This window comes from Vibrio sp. 10N.286.51.C3, from assembly GCF_003050065.1.
In the GTDB taxonomy this organism is placed as follows: domain Bacteria; phylum Pseudomonadota; class Gammaproteobacteria; order Enterobacterales; family Vibrionaceae; genus Vibrio; species Vibrio crassostreae.
On the sequence record NZ_PIGC01000016.1, the window covers coordinates 74633 to 96553 of the forward strand.

Sequence of the window (21921 nt, forward strand, 5' to 3'; positions counted from 1 at the left end):
ATTACAAAGAGTAATTACATAAGAATGAAGCTCAAATATTTACCGACTCTCACTTCATCGGGTGCGATTCTACTTGGTAGCGCGTTCCTAAGCACTAATGTGTGGGCCGCTGAAGAGCAAGAGTGGGGCATTGCAGCAATGTTCCGTACTGCTAGTATCCCTTATGACACGTCAGGTGGTGATAAGACCGTCAGCTCGTTTGTCCCAATGTTGTTCTTTAAAAACGACTATGTGTTCATTGACGGTACTGAAATGGGGGCTTACCTCTACCAAACAGATGACGAAAAATGGTCTTTTAATGCTATTTCTCGCATGCGGTTTATTGATATCCCAGCATCTGAGCAGAACGCGATTGAGGGTGATACAGCTGACTTTGGTGGGCAACTTGCGTACCAGTTGGACGAGCAGTGGGCTGTTGAAACAGAAATCATGAGTGACAGTGAGTTTAACCTCCACGGTAACTTGCGTGCTAAAGCGAAGTATGAAACAGGCGATTGGGAGTTCTACCCAAGTGCGACACTGCGTTATAAAAGTGCTGACTTCAACAGTGAGTATTACTCTGCAGCGAGTGAAAGCATTGGGGCTGGTGTTGACTTAAATGTCGGTGTTGAAGCGCGTTACCATGTAGTTTCAAACTTATACTTATTGGGTTCAACCAGTGTCACTCGATTGGACGATAACGCTTACGATTCGTCGATTGTCGAAGATCGTTATCAAGGTGAACTGTACCTTGGCTTTGGTTTCTTTAACGATAAAGAGAAAGCGCCGAAACCTAAGTTGAGCAATGCGCCGTATTTACGTGTCGCACATGGCTGGGCAACACCGTCGAATATCGGCGACATCATGAAGTTCAACACAGAGAAAGACGAATACAACAACCAACTCACATCGTTCTTTTACGGTCACCCTTTAACGGATGAGATCTTTGGTTTCCCGTTGGATATCTATCTAACGCCGGGTATTGCGCATCACTGGAGTTCAGACGTTCAATCCAGTAGCACGGAATACATCATTGCAATTAAAGCGTACTACACCTTCAACTGGCCAACTCAGTGGCGATTCGGTGTCGCAGAGGGTATGTCTTACATAGATTCGATTACTTATATCGAAGGCTCTGAAATGGATCGTAAGGGCTACACGGCAAGCCACCTGTTAAACTACTTGGACTTCTCATTTGATGTGAACGTCGGTGACCTTATCGGTAAGAATGACCTCAACAATTTATGGTTTGGTTACTCATTACATCACCGCTCGGCGATCTTTGAAAATGCGTCCCAGTTTGGACGTATCAAAGGTGGCAGTAACTACAACACGGTTTACTTCCAATACGAGTTCTAAAGTATTACATCTACTAAAAATGCCGCTCCAAATAGAGCGGCATTTTTTTATCACTAAAGAAAAGAGCTAATCACGATTAGCCACTGATAATTAACTATTCGAAGCTACTTCAACTGAAACCTAATATATGAGTTCATTCTGATTATCTAATATTCTCTGTCTCCTTTTCGGATTTTACTACTATTTGATTATTTAACCTTCTTTCATTATTTGTTAACTTTTTTATATTATTTACAATGACTTATATTATATTTCCATCCTGGGTCTTTATGGTGTTCTAACTGTGTTTATTGTCTGTTAATCGATTGTTAATCGTCGTGCTGGTCACGTTAATTATTTAATTGCGTCTATATGATGAGCTCGAATTTATATAACAACAACGTCAGCTAGGAAGAATAATGAAAGCATATGTATTTGATGGAAAAGACAGCGCGAAATTGGAAGAACGTCCAATCCCTACAATTGAGAAGCAAAGCGATGTCGTCGTAAGAATCGAGAAAACCACAATTTGTGGTACGGATTTACATATATTAAGAAATAACGTTGCGACATTTAAGCCAGGCACAATCATGGGCCATGAAGGGGTTGGTATAGTCGAAGAATGCGGTGAGTTGGTGAGTAAGTTTAAGCCAGGCGATCGCGTGATCGTGTCATGTATTACTTCATGTGGTAGCTGCAAAATGTGTCAAGTGTCTAAATTTGGTCAATGTTTAGATGGTGGCTGGCTACTTGGTAATGAAATTGATGGCTGCCAAGCGGAATACGTTCGAGTTCCTTATGGCGATACAAGTCTGCACCTTGTTCCTGATGACATCGATACAGACTCTCTGGTTCTATTGAGCGATATTTTCCCAACGGGTTACGAAGTGGGTGTATTGGATGGTCAGGTTCAGCCGGGTTGCTCTGTTGCCGTTATTGGTTGTGGTCCCGTTGGCCTTGCAGCTCTGATGACCTCAAAGTTCTTCACTCCAAGCGAAATCTATGCAATTGATACTAACCCTCATCGACTGCAAGTGGCTAAAGAGCTAGGTGCAACTCATGCGATCGATAACTCAGATGGCAGCGCCGTGCAGCAAATTCTCGACATGACAGATGATGTGGGTGTTGATGTGGTGATTGAAGCTATTGGCATTCCTGCTGGGTGGGATATGTCTCAGAAGTTGGTGTGCCCAGGAGGCAACATTGCAGTGCTTGGTGTTCACGGTAAATCTGCAACGATTAACCTAGAAGACATGTGGAAACGAAACTTCACTATGACAGCTGGCATGGTTCATACCAACACAACACCAATGTTAATCAAGCAAATTAGAGCGGGTTATTTGGAACCTCAAAAACTGATTAGTCACCAGTTCAATTTAACAGAGTCAGAAGAAGCTTATTCGACCTTTATCCATGCTTCAGACCACAAGTCGTTGAAAGTCATCATTTCTAACGATTGTTCATAAACAGCGAATTGTTGAGGTTAGCTTGATTAGTAAACCATTTAAAATACTAGTGATAGGTTTAATCGTGAACCTATCGATCGGTATCCTATATGTATGGGGCGTTTTCAGTGAACCTTTGGCTGAGGCGCTAGGTGTTGATCCTAAGGACGTAGATGGGCCTTACCAGACTTCCGTGTTCGCATTTTCGGTAAGTCTGTTTTTGGCTGGGGTATGGCAAGACAAAATAGGGCCAAGGAAGGTCACAATACTTGGTGTGTTTCTTGTCGGGGCGGGGCTTTTAGCGTCCGGTTATGCCTCAACATTAGCGGAATTGCAGGTTACCTTCGGGTGTATGGTCGGTGCTGGGATGGGCTTTGCCTATGCCTGTATTGGCCCATGTACCATGAAGTGGTGGCCAGAGAACAGAAAGGGGCTGGTTAGTGGTTTAACCGCTGGTGGGTTTGCGATGGCGGCACTGTATTTAGCTCCGTTATCGACCGTTCTCATCGAACACTATGGCATCTTAGATACGTTCAAGATCCTCGGTGTCGGTCTACTCTTCATGATCCCGATGGCCTCTCTGCTGGTGAACCCACCCAAAGGATATGTTTCAGAAGTTCCCGGAGGAAAGGCTGCGGAATATGGATCAGACATAAACATCCAGTGGCTGGATATGCTTAAAACACCACAATTTTACCAGATATGGTTAATGTTCATGGTGTCATCAGCAGCAGGTATCATGCTCATCGGTTCCATTGGCAACGTCAGTAAATCAATAGGCTTAACCGCTGAAGAAATTGCGTTAGGTATCATTTTATTAGCGATTTTTAATACCGCAGGGCGAGTCATTGGCGGCGTTGTATTCGACAGGATAGGGCGCGTTCATACACTAGGCTTAATATTCATGTTGCAAGCGGTCAATATGGTGTTTTTTACAACCATTGAAACCACGATTCCTCTAATGATCGGGATCTCCGCAGGCGCCATGTCTTATGGTGCGTTATTCGGTGTTTTCCCTCCAGTAACAGCGGTGGATTATGGTTTGAAGACGTACGGAACCAACTTTGGAATACTCTATTCAGCATGGGGTGTGTCAGGGTTCTTCGGAGGAATACTCGCCTCGGTAGCGGGGACGGCTGAAAACACCTATTTGGCTTACGCTGCGCTATTGGTTTCAATTACTGTAATAAATTACTTAATGAAACCTGTTGATAAGTCTGTTTTATTAAAAGACGAAGTTAATCTGGAATACTAAACACGAGACAAGTGAAGCGCTTATTGTTTTCAGAGTCTCTACCAATAACGTGTTTCTACCTAATGTTGGCTTGGGCAATCTAAGTCAGCATTTTTTAATCGAATCACCAACTGCCTACCAATAATGAGCTTCAGTTTTAGTGTAACAATTGAACACGTTAGTTTGCATTACCCCTGTTTCAGCAGGCGCTTAGGCAGCTAATATTCCTTGCTTTGTGTTAACTCGTTCCTTTCCTTTATGCTACAATCGCGCGAGTTTATATAAGAGAAAGAATAGGACACGCTGTGACTTCGTCTCCGGAAAAAGCAGATAAAAATAACCATGTTGCGAATACCAACGCGACATCGGACTCTGCTGCTGATCAAGCTAATCAAAAAAAGCAAAACAACAAACAACAAGCACCTAAAGCTAGCGCATCTCAAAATAGCCCAGCCTCTCTTCGTAAGGCCTTAAATGAGTGCATGATGCGCGATCGCTTCCGTTTGAGTAAGCGAATTGCTGGTGCGAGTAAAATTAAGAACGAACAAGCTAAGCACGCTGTCTTTGATGAGATTGCGTTAGACATTGCTAAGTCAATGATGACGGCAACTCAGCGTGCTGCGCAAAAACCAACGATTGAATACCCAGAAATTCTCCCTGTTAGCCAAAAACGCGACGACATCGCGAAAGCCATTGCTGAAAACCAAGTGGTTATCGTGGCGGGTGAAACGGGTTCGGGTAAAACCACTCAGCTACCAAAAATCTGCTCTGAGCTTGGCCGTGGTCGCTTTGGCCTAATTGGTCACACTCAGCCTCGTCGTCTTGCTGCGCGTTCGGTTGCGAATCGTATTGCTGAAGAGATGGAAACGCAGCTAGGTGAGTTTGTTGGTTATAAGGTTCGATTCAACGACCAGATTTCTGACAACACACAGATCAAATTGATGACCGACGGTATTCTACTGGCGGAGATTCAACACGACCGTTTTTTAAACCAGTACGACACCATCATCATCGATGAAGCGCACGAACGTAGCCTGAACATCGATTTCATCATGGGTTACCTGAAAGAGTTGCTACCAAAGCGTCCTGATCTGAAAGTGATCATCACGTCGGCAACCATCGATCCAGAGCGTTTCTCTAAGCACTTCAATAATGCGCCAATCATTGAAGTGTCTGGCCGTACTTACCCAGTAGACACGCGTTACCGCCCGTTAGGTGGTGATGAAAGTGATTCAGATCGCGACCAAATTGAAGGCATCTTTGAAGCGGTTGATGAACTGTGTGATGAAGGGCTTGGCGATATCTTGATCTTCATGAACGGTGAGCGAGAGATTCGTGATACCGCAGATGCATTGAGCAAACGTAACCTTCGTGATACTGAAATTGTTCCGCTTTACGCACGTCTATCGGCAGGTGAGCAGAACCGTATCTTCCAGTCTCACACGGGACGACGCATTGTTCTGGCAACCAACGTGGCAGAAACATCATTAACCGTTCCGGGCATCAAGTATGTTATCGACCCGGGTACGGCGCGTATTAGCCGTTACAGCTACCGCACCAAAGTACAGCGTCTACCGATTGAGCCCGTGTCTCAAGCGAGTGCAAATCAGCGTAAAGGTCGTTGTGGTCGTGTTGCGGAAGGTATCTGTATTCGTTTGTATTCAGAGGAAGATTTCGAATCACGCCCAGAGTTTACTGACCCAGAGATCCTTCGTACTAACCTAGCATCGGTTATCCTTCAGATGACAGCGCTAGGCCTCGGCGACATTCAAGCGTTCCCATTTGTTGAAGCGCCCGATAAGCGCAACATTCAAGATGGTGTAAGGCTGCTTGAAGAGCTTGGTGCGATCGCGACTGTTGAACCGTCAGCCAACAAAAACAAGAACCAAGGCGATGACAAGAAGAAGCTCACCGCGATTGGCCGTAAGCTAGCAAAACTGCCTATCGATCCACGTTTAGCGCGTATGGTGATTGAAGCGCCACGTAACCGATGCCTACACGAAGTGATGGTGATTGCGTCTGCGTTGTCGATTCAAGATCCGCGTGAGCGCCCGTCAGACAAGCAACAATCGTCTGATGACAAGCACAAACGTTTCTTCGATAAAGAGTCTGATTTCATTACGTTTGTGAACCTATGGGATTACATCAAGCAGCAGCAAAAAGCGCTGTCGAGTAACCAGTTCCGCAAACAGTGTAAGCAGGATTACCTCAACTATTTACGTATTCGTGAATGGCAAGATGTGTACTTTCAAATTCACCAAGCGATGCGTGAACTGGATACTAAGTTGAATACAGAGCCGGGCAGCTATGATGGCATTCATATCTCGCTACTATCAGGCCTGCTTTCGCACATCGGTATGAAAGACCAAGAGAAGAATGAGTATCAAGGTGCACGTAACGCACGTTTCCATATCTTCCCTGCGTCTGGCCTATTTAAGAAACAGCCTAAGTGGATCATGTCTGCTGAGCTGGTGGAAACCTCAAAACTTTGGGGTCGTGTTATCGCCAAGATTCAACCTGAATGGATTGAACCGCTAGCGAAACACCTGATTAAACGTAGCTATAGCGAACCACACTGGTCGAAGAAACAAGCGGCAGTCATGGCACACGAAAAAGTGATGCTTTACGGAATCCCGATTGTTCCTAAACGCCTTGTGAACTACGGTGCAATTGATGCAACAGTCAGCCGTGAGTTGTTTGTACGTAGTGCATTAGTAGAAGGTGAGTGGGAAACCAAACACGCCTTTTTCAAGCAGAATCGCAAGCTACTGCAAGAAGTGGAAGAGCTAGAGCATAAATCGCGTCGTCGTGACATCTTGATCGACGATGATGAACTGTTCGATTTCTATGACCAGCGTGTTGGCGAAGAGGCAGTTTCAGGCCGTCACTTCGATACATGGTGGAAGAAGACCAGCCAGAAAACCCCTGAACTGCTGAACTTTGAAAAGTCGATGCTGTTCCGAGGTGATGCTAGCCACGTTACTGACTTGGATTACCCGAACTTCTGGCACCAAAACGATATCAAGCTCAAGCTGAGTTACCAATTTGAGCCGGGCGATGACAACGATGGTGTAACGGTACACATTCCGCTGCCTATCTTGAACCAGATCGACCAGAACGGATTCGATTGGCAGATCCCAGGACTACGTCAGGAATTGGTGATTAGCCTAATCAAGTCATTACCTAAAACGCTACGCCGTAACTTTGTGCCTGCGCCAAACTACGCCGATGCGTTCTTGGCTCGTGTTACACCGTTAGAAGCCCCGCTGTTAGACTCTCTTGAGAAAGAGCTGCGCCGTATGACAGGTGTTGAAGTGGTCCGTGACGACTGGAAGTTAGACCAGATTCCGGAACACTTAAAGGTAACATTCCGTGCCGTAGATCATCGTAAGCGTAAGCTGAAAGAACAGAAAGATTTGCATGAACTGAAAGAGAGCCTGAAAGACAAGGTTCAAGAAACGCTTTCTAAAGTTGCGGATGACGATATCGAGCAGCAGAATCTGCACACGTGGAGCTTTGGTGAGTTACCAAAAGTCTACCAACAGAAGCGTGGCGGCTACGATGTTAAAGCCTTCCCTGCGCTGGTGGATACCAAAGACAGCGTAGAGATCAAACTGTTCGAAACCGAGCAAGAGCAGATCTCGGCAATGAAATCGGGTCAACGTCGTTTGATCTTATTGAACGTGCCATCGCCGATCAAATACTTGCACTCGAACTTGCCGAACAAATCGAAACTTGGCTTGTACTTCAACCCATACGGACAGGTACTTGATTTAATCGATGACTGTATCGCTTGTGGTATTGATAAGCTGATTGAAGAGAAGGGCGGTTTGGTTTGGGAACCAGAGCAGTTTGAAGCACTGAAAGAGCACGTACGTGCAGAGTTGGGTGATACGGTAGTTGAGATTGCTCAACAAGTTGAAACCATCTTAACCACGGCATTCAGCATCAGTAAGAAGCTAAAAGGCCGTGTTGATCTTTCAATGGCATTCGCACTTTCTGATATAAAAGCTCAGGTAGAAGGTTTGATTTTTAAGGGTTTTGCCACAGAATGTGGATGGAAACGCCTGCCAGATATTCTACGCTATATGAGAGCGATTGAACGTCGCATGGAAAAACTGCCAATTGACCCGAACAAAGATCGTCTTCACATGATCAAAGTTGAGTCAGTAATGAATGATTACAAAGAACTGCTGAATAAAATTCCAAAAGGGATCGCGGTTCCAGAAAATGTAAAAGAGGTGCGTTGGATGATAGAAGAGCTTCGTGTAAGCTTCTTCGCACAGCAGCTCGGTACGCCTTACCCAGTATCAGATAAGCGTGTTAAAAACGCGATTGATGCTTGCTAAAGGAATAAAGCTAGACGCAATAGCAAGGTTTGGGTATAAATCTTGCTTATTGCATTACTAATTGAATAGTTATTACATACAGGGCGACTTGGTGGCAATTTATTACCACTCAAGGCCTGCCACTAGGACGAAAAAGGTCGAATATGAAAAAAACGTTATTGGCACTAGCACTACTAGGTGCATCTTCAACAGCAATGGCTGATTCTTGGTTGTACGGCGGTGTAATGGGTGGTCAAAACTCATTCGCTGGTGAAGATGAAAATGCGGTGGGCATCCACGTAGGTACAGGTATCCTTCCACTAATCGGTGTTGAAGCGGGTTACTGGGATCTAGGTTCTTTCGACAACGTTAGCTACGGCAACCGTGCTAAACAAGGTGTTGACGTAAGCACTGCTTACTTAGCGATCAAACCAAGCATCGACTTCGGTCCTCTTCACGTATACGCGAAGGGTGGTCTTCATTCTTACGAAGTGAAAGGCGATAACTTCAAGCAAGACGACGTTGATATCATGTACGCTGTAGGCGCTGAATACTTCATCTTCGGTCCACTATCTGTAGGCGCTAGCTACCAAAACTTCAAAATGAAAGATGACGACGCAGGCGTTTTCTCTCTAAACGCAACTATCCACCTACTTTAATTAATCGGTAAAACGATCGTTAATAACGGTCGGGTAGTGGTTAAAGGGTTCGTAAGAATTCATAAAAAATGCCAGCTTGATAGCTGGCATTTTTGTATCTGTTAACCGTGTAATCGCTACTCTGTTTTCTTACAACAGATAGCGGGCCGACGGTTACTTTTTACTGTTCAAAATACGCTGAATTCTAGGGTTAATCGCTTTGCCGTGTTGGCTTTCGTACTCTTCACGTTTTAAATCGTTCAGGTTCTTCACTGAATTAGCGGCAAGCAGGAATTGCGGTAACTCCGTTTCTAGCATGCCTTTCTCATCTAAACGTTTTGCTTCCAAGTAGTACTTCTTAAACAGGCCATCAAGCTTGTTTTCCGCAGTGCGCTTCAAGTCATACAGCTTGTTTTGAATCAGCCATTTCTCAATCTTGTTCACCGCTGTGCGCGACAACACACGGATACGGCTATCCAACAACTCTTCTTCCGTCAAAGAATCTTTCAGGATCCAAAGCTCACCCATTTGCGGCGGCCAACTGTTGCCAAGCTGAATGCGCTCATGACAGTGCATTAGCACTCGGTTTAGGCCGTCTGAATCAACAGAGTTAGCAAACTCAATGAACTTGCCACTTGGCTCGCTACCGTACTGATATTCCCACTGTGTTTCGTATACGCTCAAGAAAGAGCCGAACACATGGATACACCAATCGGTTAGTTCTAATTCTGCGGCATCCTGATCAACAACTGGCACTTGTTGAGACGCACCAGTGCTAGCAGCATTAGGTGTCGCTACTTCCGTACTCTGTGCTTCAATAACGTCAGGTACTGCGGGATCTTTAGGCAGCACTTCCGGAACAACAGGTTGAGCTGGCTCAGAAGGTTGGCTTTTTGCCTTTTTGAATGAGCTGCTGCCTGAAGCGTTCAGATGGGCTAAGCTTTTGTCGATACCCATTTCCTTGAGCTTGTCCTGCATTTCCTGAATATTGAGAGGTCTTCTGCTGTTGTTGTCTTTCATTTTGCTTCTCGTTAACTAGCCAGTACTGCAGCTTGGATTCAATCCGAGATAATGGCATTAATTCATTGGCTTTGGCTTTATACCAGAGGACAAATTTTTTCCATACTAAACTATGGTCACCGGTCAAACCGGAGAATTTAAACGCACGTTCCGCCCATGATGGTATCTCTTCTTCGTTGAGATCATGAGTAGAGACGGTGTTGCTGTTCATTGAGCCTCTGCCTTGTGGGCGAGGGGCATGTTGCATGTGTTGCATTGGCGCCGGAGCAGGCTGAAACTTAGGTGCAGGTGCAGGTGCAGGTGCAGGTGCAGGTGCAGGTGCAGTAGAGTAGACCGGAATACTATTGGCCGGTTGAGCCTCAACGTGTGCTGCAGCTTGCTCTTGCTCAATGAGCATTTTGAAAACGTGAATCTCTTTTTGATCTCGATAATCTACTTTCACCTTATCGAGAAAACCTTGGTCGACTAAACACTTAAGACAGTCGGCTAAACCAAACGTAGAGAGAGCACAAAGTTGACCTGCTGTCTGTAGGCACACATTGGTGTAGCCGAATTCGTCAGCACCGTCTGCAAGCATCAATAAAACTAGCTTTTCTGCTGGGCTAGAAGTATTCACTTGCCAAGCTAAATAAGAATATTTGGCGCTCAATATCGTGTTCTCAAAAAAGGTAAGTCGTTGTCACTATTGTAAGTCACCCCTTACCGAATTTATAGCAACTTAACAGAAAACGGCATTAGTAAGCCAAATATTGACCATAAGGAGACGTCTGCCCTAAAAAGTAAGCCTACAGTCATTCATTCTTGTGGTTAGCGCTAGGAATCATTGGGCATGAATGCGCATAGCAGCTTAAAGTGACGACATTCTTTGTTAGGTTAAGAATGACCAATTCACTTTCGCAATCTGTAGGTCAAAATACGGGTCTTCTCTTAAGGTCGACTATTGATGATTGTCTTATCGACTCCCAATCCACCTATCCATTCAAATTCTGAATTTGATTTATAAAACACCTTGATATGATCAATATTTGCGCTATTATGACGATAAGTCAGAAATGACGAAGAGTCACAAAATGGTTAACTACATGAATTTACTATTCGTGTTAATATATTGGATAGGAGCGTTTTAAATACTGGCGAAGCTTAGGTAATGGCTAAGCTCATATACGGACTGAGAAATTATGTTTGGCTTTGGTTGTAAAGGCGATAAACAAGGTATCTTTGGTTGCAAAGGCGTGTTGTCTAAAAAGCAGCAGTCTATTGCAGACCGAGAAGTAGAGTTGATGTTGTTAGCAAAAGATCTGGTTCGAGAACAAGGGTTCGGGAACCTCACGATGGACAGGCTAACGGCAGCAAGTTCTTATTCTAAAGGTACGATATACAATCACTTTTGCAGCAAAGAAGACGTGGTTTTAGCCTTGTGTATTCACTCTTTAAAGACCGAGGCATTGATGTTTTCTCGTTCTGGAGAGTTTGAAGGCAACACACGCGAAAAGATAGTCGCACTGCACGTTGCTTACCGAATCTATGCGCGCATGGAACCGGTATTATCAACCTGTGCGATCATGGCAAAAAGCCCGTGGGTACTGGAGAAAGCGTCTAGTGCACGCGTAGCCGAGATGAATGAACTGGAAGAGCTGGTGATTGAACAAGCCGACACTATGGTTAATCAAGCCGTAGAAGCCGGTGACCTTAAGTTCTCTTCTGGTGTGGGTTCTGATGCCATCGTGTTTGCTAACTGGTCAATCGCATTTGGTTCAAATGCCTTGTCACAGAACGCATCAAACAGTCACTGTATTAAGCGGTTACAAGACCCGTATTCAGTATTACACAACGCGAACATGCTACTAGACGGCCTCAATTGGCAGCCCCTTTCTACCGATTGGGACTACCGTAAAACTTGGCGTCGTGTAGAACAAGAACTGTTCAGTGAAGAGATCGCTTACTTAGAATCTGTAGGTCGATAGCTTCCATTAAGCCCACACTTGTGGGTTTATTAATAACCATTTTTGACGATTCGTCACAACTTGAGATTAACCGACTGTGGTTGCTGTTTTCTTGAGTGTTTGACTAAGAATTGTGTCTTTTGTCAGCTTCGGCTGGCTTTTTATGACACAAATATGACGAATCGTCACAAATGGAGACTGTGATGAAACATGACAGCCAGAAGCCCGCTTTCGATCAGCAAAATCGAGATAACCCTAATGCCGATAGCGTAAACGCAGATCTAAATAACAGTTGGCACTCAATACCTACCAAACGTTCGTTTATCGTTCTGCTGGTGGTGTTTTCAATCATCATTCTCTCTGCATTAGGGGCTAAGAACCTCTATTTTAGAGGGGACTACAACATATTCTTCGAAGGCACCAACAAACAGTTGATGGCGTTCGATGAAATCCAAACCACCTTTGCAAAAACCGACAACCTTGCGATTGTTGTCGCCCCTGAAGATGGCAATGTCTTCACTCCTGAAACCCTCACATTAATTCAAAACCTCACGGTTGACGCGTGGCAGATCCCGTACTCAAGCCGTGTGGATTCTCTTGCAAATTATCAGCACACCGAAGCCATTGAAGATGACCTCTTGGTAGAAGACTTGCTGTATGAAGAGTACGAACACACACCAGAGCGCATCGCCAAAGTAAAACAGATCGCCCTCAACGAACCATTGCTCAAGAATGCTTTGGTGTCGGCGTCGGGCGATGTGACCATTGTTAACGTCACAGTGCAACTGCCAGAAATAGATAAAACAGCAGAAGTGCAAGAGGTGATTGCGGCGATTAATGCCATGATCGGCAAGTACCAAGCTCAGTATCCGAATGTGGAATTCCATAAAGCGGGCATCATCGCCATGAACAACGCGTTTATGACTTCGGCTCAACAAGACAGCTCAACGCTCGTACCGTTAATGCTGCTAGTGGTACTGGTGTTCCTGACCTTTATGCTGCGCTCGTTCTTTAGTGTAGTTGCGACGCTTATTGTGATCATCTCTTCGATTGTCGCCACCATGGGTTTGTCTGGCTGGGCAGGGATGTTCCTCAGTACCGCCACGGTTAACGTTCCAACCTTAGTGTTAACTTTGGCGGTTGCCGATTGTGTTCACGTCATTGTGACCATGAGACAAGCGATGCAACGCGGGATGGAGAAAGCACAAGCCATTCAATACAGCATTAAGCTCAATGCTATGCCAATTCTGATCACCTCAGTCACTACTGCGATTGGTTTCTTGATGATGAACATGTCGGATTCACCAGTGCTGCGTGATTTCGGTAACTTATCGGCACTAGGCGTACTTATCGCGTGCTTCCTCTCTGTGACTATGCTGCCTGCTCTGCTAAAACTGCTGCCTGTGAAACGCCTACCTGCTAACCCTGAGGCGGCAAACAAAGTCACCTTCATGGATAAGCTGGGCGATTTTGTCGTAACCAACCGTAAAGCACTGCTGCCGATTTCAACTCTTGTGATTGTGGGTGCCGCCGCGTTAATCCCACTCAACAAAGTTAATGACGAATCGGTGAAGTATTTCGATACCTCAAGTGAATTCAGACAAGCAGCGGACTTCATGGAACAGACCGTAAGCGGCATGACGACCCTTAGCATCGCAGTGAAAACCAATGAATCTCAAGCGATTGCCGATCCTGTGTTTTTGCAAGCGATTAGTGACTTTACCGATTGGCTACGCGTACAACCAGAAACCGATCACGTGGCAACGCTTTCTGATGTTTACATGCGCTTGAACAAGAACATGCACGGTGACGACGAAAGCTACTACAAGCTACCGCTTAACCGTGAACTTGCCGCGCAGTACCTACTGCTGTACGAGATGTCTCTGCCTTATGGCTTGGACTTGAACAACCAAATCAACGTCGATAAGTCATCGATCACGATGGTACTCACGGTCGACAACCTTGGCAGCGTTGAGCTAGTGGAACTCGAAGAGCGCATTTACTCATGGTTTGCGGCAAATGCGCCTCAGTATGAAGTAGTCGCGTCGAGCCCATCACTGATGTTTGCCCACATTGGCGAAACCAATATGGCGAGCATGCTCTCGACTCTGCCTATTACCTTAGTGCTTATCTCTGGCTTGATGATCTTTGCGTTGCGCTCAGTTCGCTTAGGCATGATCAGCCTAGTGCCAAACATTGCGCCTGCGATCATTGGCTTTGGTTTATGGGCGCTTATCTCAGGTGAAATCAACCTTGGTATGTCAGTCGTGGTGACGCTCACGTTGGGTATCGTAGTTGATGATGCGGTGCACTTTTTAAGTAAATACCAACGCGCCAGAATCGAAGGGAAATCAGCAGAAGAAGCGGTTCGATATGCCTTCCACACCGTTGGACGCGCACTGTGGATCACCACGGTTGTACTGGTGGCTGGCTTCTCTGTACTGGCGATGTCGAGCTTCAGACTCAACTCCGACATGGGCTTGCTCAGCGCGATTGTGATTTTCATTGCGCTGGTGGTCGACTTTATCTTGCTACCGAGCTTACTGATGATCTTCGACAAACAGACGCACTATGCAGATAAACCTCAGCACGAATCGCAACCGTCTAAAACAGAGCCATCTAAAACAGCACAGCCTAACTCGACAGCCGAACTGACTACATCGACCAAATAGGGAATTGTCAGCCTGCTGCGGTGGGCTGACTCAAGGAGATATTTATGAAAAGCGTTAAACAATCATTCGTTACTACATTATTCAGTATGGGCGCGGTATTAGCTTTCCCTGCGTTAGCCGACCCTGCGAAAGGCCTAGAGATTGCTGAGCAACGCAAAGCCGTTGATATGGGGTGGGGCGATTCTGTCGCGACCATGGAAATGCTACTTCGCAATAAACAGGGCGAAAGCAGCACACGCCTAATGCGATTGAAATCTTTGGAAGTCGATGACGATGGCGACAAAGGCTTAACCATTTTTGATGAGCCACGTGATGTAAAAGGTACGGCTTTCCTAAACCATTCACACATCACCAAATCCGATGACCAGTGGCTGTATCTGCCTGCATTGAAACGCGTGAAGCGTATCTCTTCACGCAATAAATCGGGCCCGTTTATGGGCAGTGAATTTGCTTATGAAGACTTAAGCTCGTTTGAACTAGAAAAGTACACCTTTAACTACATTGAAGACGCCAAAATCGAAGGTGTTGATACCTTTGTTTTAGAACAAGTACCGACCGACAAAAACTCTGGCTACACCATGCAAAAAGTATGGCTAGACCAACAATACTACCGCCCCGTTCAAGTGGAGTTTTACGACCGTAAAGGCGCATTGCTGAAAACTCTATCGTTCCAAGACTACAAACAATACCTAAATCAATACTGGCGCGCACACACCATGTCGATGCAAAACCACCAAACAGGCAAAAGTACGGTATTAACTACGACAGATTTAGCCTTCCAGACCGGTCTTAAAGACAAGGATTTCCAAAAGAACACACTAAAACGTGCAAAATAAGGCAGGAATATGAAAAGGATTGTGGCAACAGGAACCCAGTTATCCTTAACTTTGGCAGCGACCGTCGGGCTTATGCAGGTGTCGTTGCCATGTGTGGCGGCAGGCTTTAGCTCTGAATTCGTAGAACAGATCACCCCGGAGCTCGCAGGGCAGTTTAACCTTGAACACAGGCAGTTCTTTAGTGAAGGCTTACAGGGGCAAGACAAAGGGCAAAGTTCACTGGTGTTACAGCCAGAGTTCTACTGGGAGCAACAAGAGGGCAGTGGCAGCTTTACCTTCACGCCGTTTTATCGGTTAGACAGCGAAGACGATGAGCGAACCCATGGCGACGTTCGTGAAGCTCTGTATCTAACCTATTGGGATGATTACGAACTGCGAGCGGGTGTTGGCAAAGTGTTCTGGGGTGTGACCGAATCGGCGCACTTGGTGGATGTGGTAAACCAAACCGATGCTATTGAATCGGTCGATGGTGAATCTAAGTTAGGTCAGCCAATGGTGCACTTCACCTCGATCAAAGATTGGGGCACCATAGACGCCATGTTACTGCCGTATTTTCGTGAGCGTACCTTTGCGGGCGAAGATGGACGCTTAAGACCAACGGTGCCAGTATCGGATGATGCGCTTTACGAATCCTCACGAGAAGAAAAGCACGTGGATGTGGCGCTGCGCTATAGCCAAATGTACGGCGATTGGGATGTCGGCTTAAGCTACTTAGGCGGCACAAACCGCGACCCTTATTACCGTGTGGAAGGCAACCAACTCAAGCCATACTACGCACAAATGCAGCACTTCGGATTGGATGTGCAAGGCATTATCGGAGACTGGTTATGGAAGCTGGAAAGCATTTATCGCGACAGCTACGACAACCACACGGGCGTCGCAACAGGCTTTGAATACACTTGGGTTGGCGCGCTTGAATCGTATTGGGATATCGGCTTCATTGCTGAATACCTGTATGACAGCCGAGGCAATAACGCCCAAACCATCGGTCAAAACGATGTGTTCCTTGGGGCTCGTTTCGCCTTGAACGATGAAGATGGGACTGAGGTGCTTACAGGCATCACTCAAGACTTAGATAACAGTGATGTCTACAGTGCGAAGTTAGAAGCCTCGAGCCGCATCAACAACAACCTTAAGTGGCGGTTGAATGCTTGGTTGTTTGAGAACGAAACCCCAGAAGACTTGCTGTTCTTCGCGCGCAAGGATGACTTTGTTGAGATGGCGTTGGAATATTATTTCTAGTGTTAGCTTCGTGAGGCGCTCTTGTTAAAAGGGGCGTCTCAAATTTAAGATGAGTTATATTTAGAGTGTTCAATATCTTCTTTTTATAAAATGGATCAAACAATCTAATAGACCCACAGGTAAGATGGTTATATTTTTTCGAATATCTATAACCTCCGAATATGCATGTAAATCGTGCTGGTGGTATCGGCCTTAAGGGATTTATGAATTCATTTAATTGGGATAAAAACTTTGAAACAGGCATTGGTGTTGTAGATGAACAGCATCAATATCTTGTTGGTTTTATCAACCACTACGGAAACCTGTTGTCAGAGAATACTATCTCTATTGACGACATTAACGTCGCTTTACTCGATCTCACACGCTATGCCGAATTTCACTTTAAAGAGGAAGAATCTTTGATGAGGGATTGCGGTGTGTATGAGTTACACATTGAAGAACACATCAAAGTGCATCGTGTGTTTATGCAAGACATCTACAGCATGCAAGCCTTCATCTTGGAAGAAGATCAGGCGTCAGCACGTCAGCTACTGGACTTCCTCATCCATTGGCTTGCTTATCACATCCTTGGCATCGACCAAAACATGGCGCGACAAGTGGCCGCGATAGAAGAGGGTGCAACACCTCTGCAAGCCTTTGAAGCGGAGGAAAAGCAGCAAGACTCTTCGACTGTGCCTTTGTTGGCGGCTCTTAAAGGCTTATTTGAACAAGTCTCTGAACGCAATAAGCAGTTGTTACGCTTCAACCAGTTACTCGAAGATAAAGTTGAGGAACGCACGGCTGAATTAAAAAGAGCGAACAAGAGACTTGAAGAGCTGTCATTAACCGACTCTCTCACTAATTTGCATAACCGTCGTAGTGCTTTTAAACAGTTAGCGCTGCATTGGCAAGACTCTAAAGAACTTGGCATGCCTTTAGTGTGCATTATGATTGATGCCGACCACTTCAAGCGCATTAATGACACTAGCGGTCATGATGCAGGCGACTTGGTGCTAAAAACCCTCTCGCGTGAACTGAAAAACACGTTCCGTAATGATGATATTGTTTGCCGGTTAGGTGGCGATGAGTTCTTGGTTATCTGCCCAGACACCGACCTTAAAGGTGGGATGTACATAGCGGAAACCGCTCGACAGAAAGTGTCTGAATTAGAGGTTGAAACCAGTAATCAAGTTTGGATTGGCAGCATTAGTGTTGGTGTCGCTGAAATAACCGAAGAATTCGGCTCAATGAACGATTTGATTAAAGCCGCCGATGAGTCCGTCTATTTAGCGAAAAACGCAGGCAAAAACAGCGTTTGTTCGATTCAGATTTAGAGCTCGGTTCACTCGAGATCGAGAGTACCGTTCACTTCAGATCTAGAACACCGCTCGCTTTAGTCTTTGAGCGCTATTCGCTTTAATTCTAGAACCTAGTTCACTTTAGTTTTTGAGTGCGACTCACTTTAAAATAAACAAGTGGAACCGGTATTTGTTCCACTTCTTCCCATTCCTCATTAATATCCTGTTAAATTTGCCGTGTTTTTAGGCAATAACTTGCTCTTTTAGCGATTCAATTTGGCATTGGTTGCGTGTTTGATTACTATGTGTAGCTATCTAAAAAAACTAATCATCCGATACGGACACTACCAACTGGTAGATGAGGAAATGATGCAACATCTAGAAGAGATCATTGCTAATGCAACGACTGCTATTGATACAGCAGATTCGTTAGTCGCACTTGATGAAGTGCGAGTTCAGTATTTAGGTAAGAAGGGTGAACTAACTCTTCAACTACAAAGCCTAGGTAAACTTCCACCTGAAGAGCGTCGCACTGCTGGTCAAGAGATCAACAAAGCGAAAGGTGCTGTTCAACAAGCGATCGCAGCTCGCAAAGACGCACTACAACGTGCAGAGCTTGAAGCGAAACTAGCTGAAGAAACTATCGATGTGAGCCTACCAGGTCGTCGCATTGAGAACGGTGGTCTTCACCCAGTTACTCGCACAGTTGAGCGTATCGAACAGTTCTTTGGTGAGCTTGGCTTTAGCACTGAGTCTGGCCCTGAGATCGAAGATGCATTCCACAACTTTGATGCACTAAACATCGCAGACGATCACCCAGCTCGTACTGATCACGATACTTTCTTCTTCAACCCTGATCTAATGCTACGTACGCACACTTCTGGTGTTCAAATCCGTACGATGGAAAACGGCAAACCGCCTTTCCGCTTCATTGCTCCGGGTCGTGTTTACCGTAACGACTACGATCAAACTCACACGCCAATGTTCCACCAAGTGGAAGGTATGTTAGTTGATGAGAACGTAAACTTCGCACAACTTAAAGGCATTCTTAACGATTTCCTTTGTAACTTCTTTGAAGAAGAAGTTGAAGTGCGTTTCCGTCCTTCATTCTTCCCGTTCACAGAGCCTTCAGCTGAAGTTGACGTGAAACGTAAAGATGGCAAATGGCTAGAAGTTCTAGGCTGTGGCATGGTTCACCCTAACGTACTTCGCTCTGTTGGCATCGACCCTGAGAAATACTCTGGTTTTGCATTCGGTATGGGTGTAGAGCGTCTAACGATGCTTCGTTACGGCGTAAATGACCTTCGTGCGTTCTTCGAGAACGACCTTCGTTTCCTTAAACAATTCAAGTAATCCGGGGCAGTCAAAACTATGAAATTCAGTGAATCTTGGCTACGCGAGTGGGTTAAACCTGCAATTAACAGCGAAGAGCTAGCTCACCAAATCACTATGGCTGGTTTGGAAGTTGACGATGTAGAACCTGTTGCTGGTGAATTCACCGGCGTTAAAGTAGGTAAAGTGGTTGAGTGCGGTCAGCACCCAGACGCAGACAAACTACAAGTTACAAAAATTGATATCGGCGAAGCCGATCTTGATGGAAATAAACAGCTTTTAGACATCGTATGTGGTGCATCTAACTGTCGTCTTGGCCTAACTGTAGCAGTAGCAACAGTTGGCGCAGTACTTCCTGGTGACTTCAAAATCAAGAAAGCAAAACTACGTGGCGTACCATCGCACGGCATGCTTTGTTCTTTCTCTGAGCTAGGTATCGACGTAGAGTCTGACGGCATCCTTGAGCTGCCAGAAGGCACAACGCTAGGTATGGACGTACGTGAGCTTCTTGAGCTTAACGACGTAACTATCGACGTAGACCTAACAGCAAACCGCGCAGACTGCTTCAGCATCCGTGGCCTTGCTCGTGAAGTTGGCGTACTAAACCGCGCAGATGTTACAGAGCCAACAGTTGAAGCTGTTGCAACAAGCATTGAAGACACAGTATCTGTTGAAATCAAAGCAACTGATGCTTGTCCACGTTACCTTGGCCGTGTGGTTAAGAACGTAAACGTGAAAGCGGAATCACCAATCTGGATGCAAGAAAAACTGCGTCGTTGTGGTATCCGTTCAATCGACCCAGTTGTAGACATCACAAACTACGTGATGCTAGAGCAAGGCCAACCAATGCACGCATTTGATCTTGCTAAGATCGAAGGCGGTATCGTGGTTCGTCTAGCAGAGCAGGGCGAAAAGCTAACACTTCTAGATGGCAACGAAGCTGAACTAAACAGCAACACGCTTGTTATCGCAGACCACAACAAAGCACTAGCAATTGCTGGTATCTTTGGCGGTCAAGATTCAGGTGTGACTACTGAAACAACAGACGTACTTCTTGAAGCAGCATTCTTCGCACCGGATCACATCCGTGGTCGCGCACGTGCTTACGGCCTTCACACTGATTCTTCTCTACGTTTCGAACGTGGTGTTGATTCAACACTTCAAGCAGCAGCAATGGAGCGTGCAACACAGCTTCTAGTTGAAATCTGCGGTGGTGAAGTTGCGCCAGTAAACGGCAGCGAATCTGAAGCTGATCTACCTAAAGCAAACGTAGTAGCTCTACGTCGCGCTAAGCTAGACAGCCTACTAGGTCACGAAATCCCATCTACAGACGTAGTGGAAATTCTTACTCGCCTAGGTTGTACTGTTTCTGTTGTAGAAGATACGGAAACGACAGAAGCTGGTTGGACGGCAACGTCTCCATCTTGGCGTTTCGATATCGCAATCGAGCAAGACCTAATTGAAGAAGTAGGTCGTATCTACGGTTACGATAACATTCCAAACCAAGCGCCTAAAGCGGCACTTAAAATGAATGACCACAAAGAAGCTAACCAGCCGCTTAAGCGCGTTCGTGACCTTCTTGTAGACCGTGGCTACCACGAAGCAATCACATACAGCTTCGTAGAACCAGAACAGCAAAAACTTGTTGTACCTGGTGTTGAGCCGCTAATCCTGCCATTCCCAATCTCTGCGGACATGTCAGCAATGCGTCTTGGCCTAATCCAAGGTCTTCTAAACACAGTTGTTCACAACCAGAAGCGTCAACAGTCTCGCGTTCGTCTATTCGAATCAGGCCTACGTTTCATCCCTGAAGCAACTGCTGAAAACGGCATGCGCCAAGAAATGATGCTTGCGGGCGTTATCTCTGGTACTCGTGGCGAAGAGCACTGGGACATTGCAACTAACACTGTAGATTTCTTCGATCTTAAAGGTGACCTAGAAGCCGTTCTTGAGCTTTCTGCAAACGAAATCGCATACAGCTTCAAAGCAGCGAAGCACCCAGCACTTCACCCAGGTCAAACTGCGGCTATCGTAGTAGACGGCAAAGAAGTGGGTATCATTGGTACTGTTCACCCAGAACTAGAGCGTAAGTTTGGTCTTAACGGCCGCACTATCGTATTCGAAATCGAATGGGCAGCTATCAAAACTCGCGTGCTTCCAGAAGCAGTAGCCGTATCTAAGTTCCCTGCAAACCGTCGTGATATCGCAGTAGTTGTTGACGAAGCAGTTGCTTCTGGTGACATCGTAGAAGCGTGTATCGCAGCGGGTGGCGAATTCCTAACAGGCGCTAAACTGTTCGACGTATACGTTGGTCAAGGCGTTGAAGAAGGTAAGAAGAGCCTAGCAATCGCACTTAGCCTACAGTCTGTAGAGCGAACACTTGAAGATGCAGACATCGCTGGTTCAGTAGATGCTATCGTAGCTTCAATCTCAGAGAAATTTGGCGCAGCACTTCGCGACTAATCTCTTCTGATAGATAGAAAAATCAAAGGCCTCGCATTGCGAGGCCTTTTTGTTTTGTGATGAATAACAAATGGATATTAATTCGTGAAATTGGGTATCGTGACTTAAAGTCTATCCATGCAGTCAGATCATGTACTTTCATATAACTCCCTGTTATTGTTTTGAAAAATTAAA

Annotated in this window: 14 protein-coding genes; 12 read left to right on the forward strand and 2 right to left on the reverse strand. The window is 45.7% G+C overall.

The window, feature by feature from the left end:
* The first annotated feature begins 24 nt into the window (after positions 1–24).
* From CWO27_RS17030 to CWO27_RS17050, 5 genes are all read left to right on the forward strand, one after another.
* Entirely contained in the window at positions 25–1338 is a 1314-nt protein-coding gene (locus CWO27_RS17030; protein WP_048664816.1) for a MipA/OmpV family protein, read from the forward strand.
* A gap of 398 nt (positions 1339–1736) precedes the next feature.
* Positions 1737–2783, forward strand: coding sequence for an alcohol dehydrogenase catalytic domain-containing protein (locus CWO27_RS17035; RefSeq protein ID WP_107899264.1), 1047 nt, complete (start codon positions 1737–1739; stop codon positions 2781–2783).
* 22 nt (positions 2784–2805) lie between these two features.
* Entirely contained in the window at positions 2806–4017 is a 1212-nt protein-coding gene (locus CWO27_RS17040; protein ID WP_107899265.1) for an L-lactate MFS transporter, read from the forward strand.
* A 284-nt stretch (positions 4018–4301) separates the two neighbouring features.
* Positions 4302–8345 (forward strand): ATP-dependent RNA helicase HrpA, encoded by a 4044-nt coding sequence (gene hrpA, locus CWO27_RS17045; RefSeq protein WP_107899266.1) that lies wholly within the window; start codon positions 4302–4304, stop codon positions 8343–8345.
* 143 nt (positions 8346–8488) lie between these two features.
* Complete coding sequence (locus CWO27_RS17050; RefSeq protein ID WP_017107497.1) at positions 8489–8983, forward strand: outer membrane beta-barrel protein; 495 nt, start codon at positions 8489–8491, stop codon at positions 8981–8983.
* Positions 8984–9136: 153 nt separating this feature from the next.
* Here the strand turns inward: CWO27_RS17050 and CWO27_RS17055 are convergent, their stop codons facing one another.
* Both CWO27_RS17055 and CWO27_RS17060 read right to left on the reverse strand, forming a co-directional pair.
* Positions 9137–9919: a hypothetical protein gene (locus CWO27_RS17055; protein ID WP_107899267.1), complete on the reverse strand. Its 783-nt coding sequence runs from the start codon at positions 9917–9919 to the stop codon at positions 9137–9139.
* Positions 9840–10631 carry a hypothetical protein gene (locus tag CWO27_RS17060; protein ID WP_107899268.1) on the reverse strand — a complete coding sequence of 264 codons (792 nt, stop codon included), beginning with the start codon at positions 10629–10631 and terminating at the stop codon, positions 9840–9842. Before CWO27_RS17060 ends, CWO27_RS17055 begins: the two co-directional genes overlap by 80 nt.
* 529 nt (positions 10632–11160) lie before the next feature.
* Here CWO27_RS17060 and CWO27_RS17065 point away from each other — a divergent pair.
* The 7 genes from CWO27_RS17065 to pheT all read left to right on the forward strand — a co-directional run bounded on the left by CWO27_RS17065 (position 11161) and on the right by pheT (position 21747).
* Complete coding sequence (locus CWO27_RS17065) at positions 11161–11946, forward strand: TetR/AcrR family transcriptional regulator (protein WP_102432455.1); 786 nt, start codon at positions 11161–11163, stop codon at positions 11944–11946.
* 170 nt (positions 11947–12116) lie between these two features.
* A complete protein-coding gene (locus tag CWO27_RS17070) occupies positions 12117–14597 on the forward strand; it encodes an efflux RND transporter permease subunit (protein ID WP_240699557.1) in 2481 nt (826 codons plus the stop codon).
* A 44-nt stretch (positions 14598–14641) separates the two neighbouring features.
* Entirely contained in the window at positions 14642–15433 is a 792-nt protein-coding gene (locus tag CWO27_RS17075; protein ID WP_102479425.1) for an outer membrane lipoprotein-sorting protein, read from the forward strand.
* A gap of 9 nt (positions 15434–15442) precedes the next feature.
* Positions 15443–16675 (forward strand): hypothetical protein, encoded by a 1233-nt coding sequence (locus tag CWO27_RS17080; protein WP_107899270.1) that lies wholly within the window; start codon positions 15443–15445, stop codon positions 16673–16675.
* Between the two features lie 203 nt (positions 16676–16878).
* Positions 16879–17988, forward strand: a complete 1110-nt coding sequence (locus CWO27_RS17090) for a GGDEF domain-containing protein (RefSeq protein ID WP_107899272.1) — start codon at positions 16879–16881, stop codon at positions 17986–17988.
* 333 nt (positions 17989–18321) lie between these two features.
* Positions 18322–19305 carry a phenylalanine--tRNA ligase subunit alpha gene (gene pheS, locus CWO27_RS17095; protein WP_004734764.1) on the forward strand — a complete coding sequence of 328 codons (984 nt, stop codon included), beginning with the start codon at positions 18322–18324 and terminating at the stop codon, positions 19303–19305.
* Positions 19306–19323: 18 nt separating this feature from the next.
* The gene (pheT, locus tag CWO27_RS17100; protein ID WP_107899273.1) at positions 19324–21747 is read left to right on the forward strand and encodes a phenylalanine--tRNA ligase subunit beta; all 2424 of its coding nucleotides are present in this window, start codon (positions 19324–19326) and stop codon (positions 21745–21747) included.
* Positions 21748–21921 lie beyond the last annotated feature (174 nt).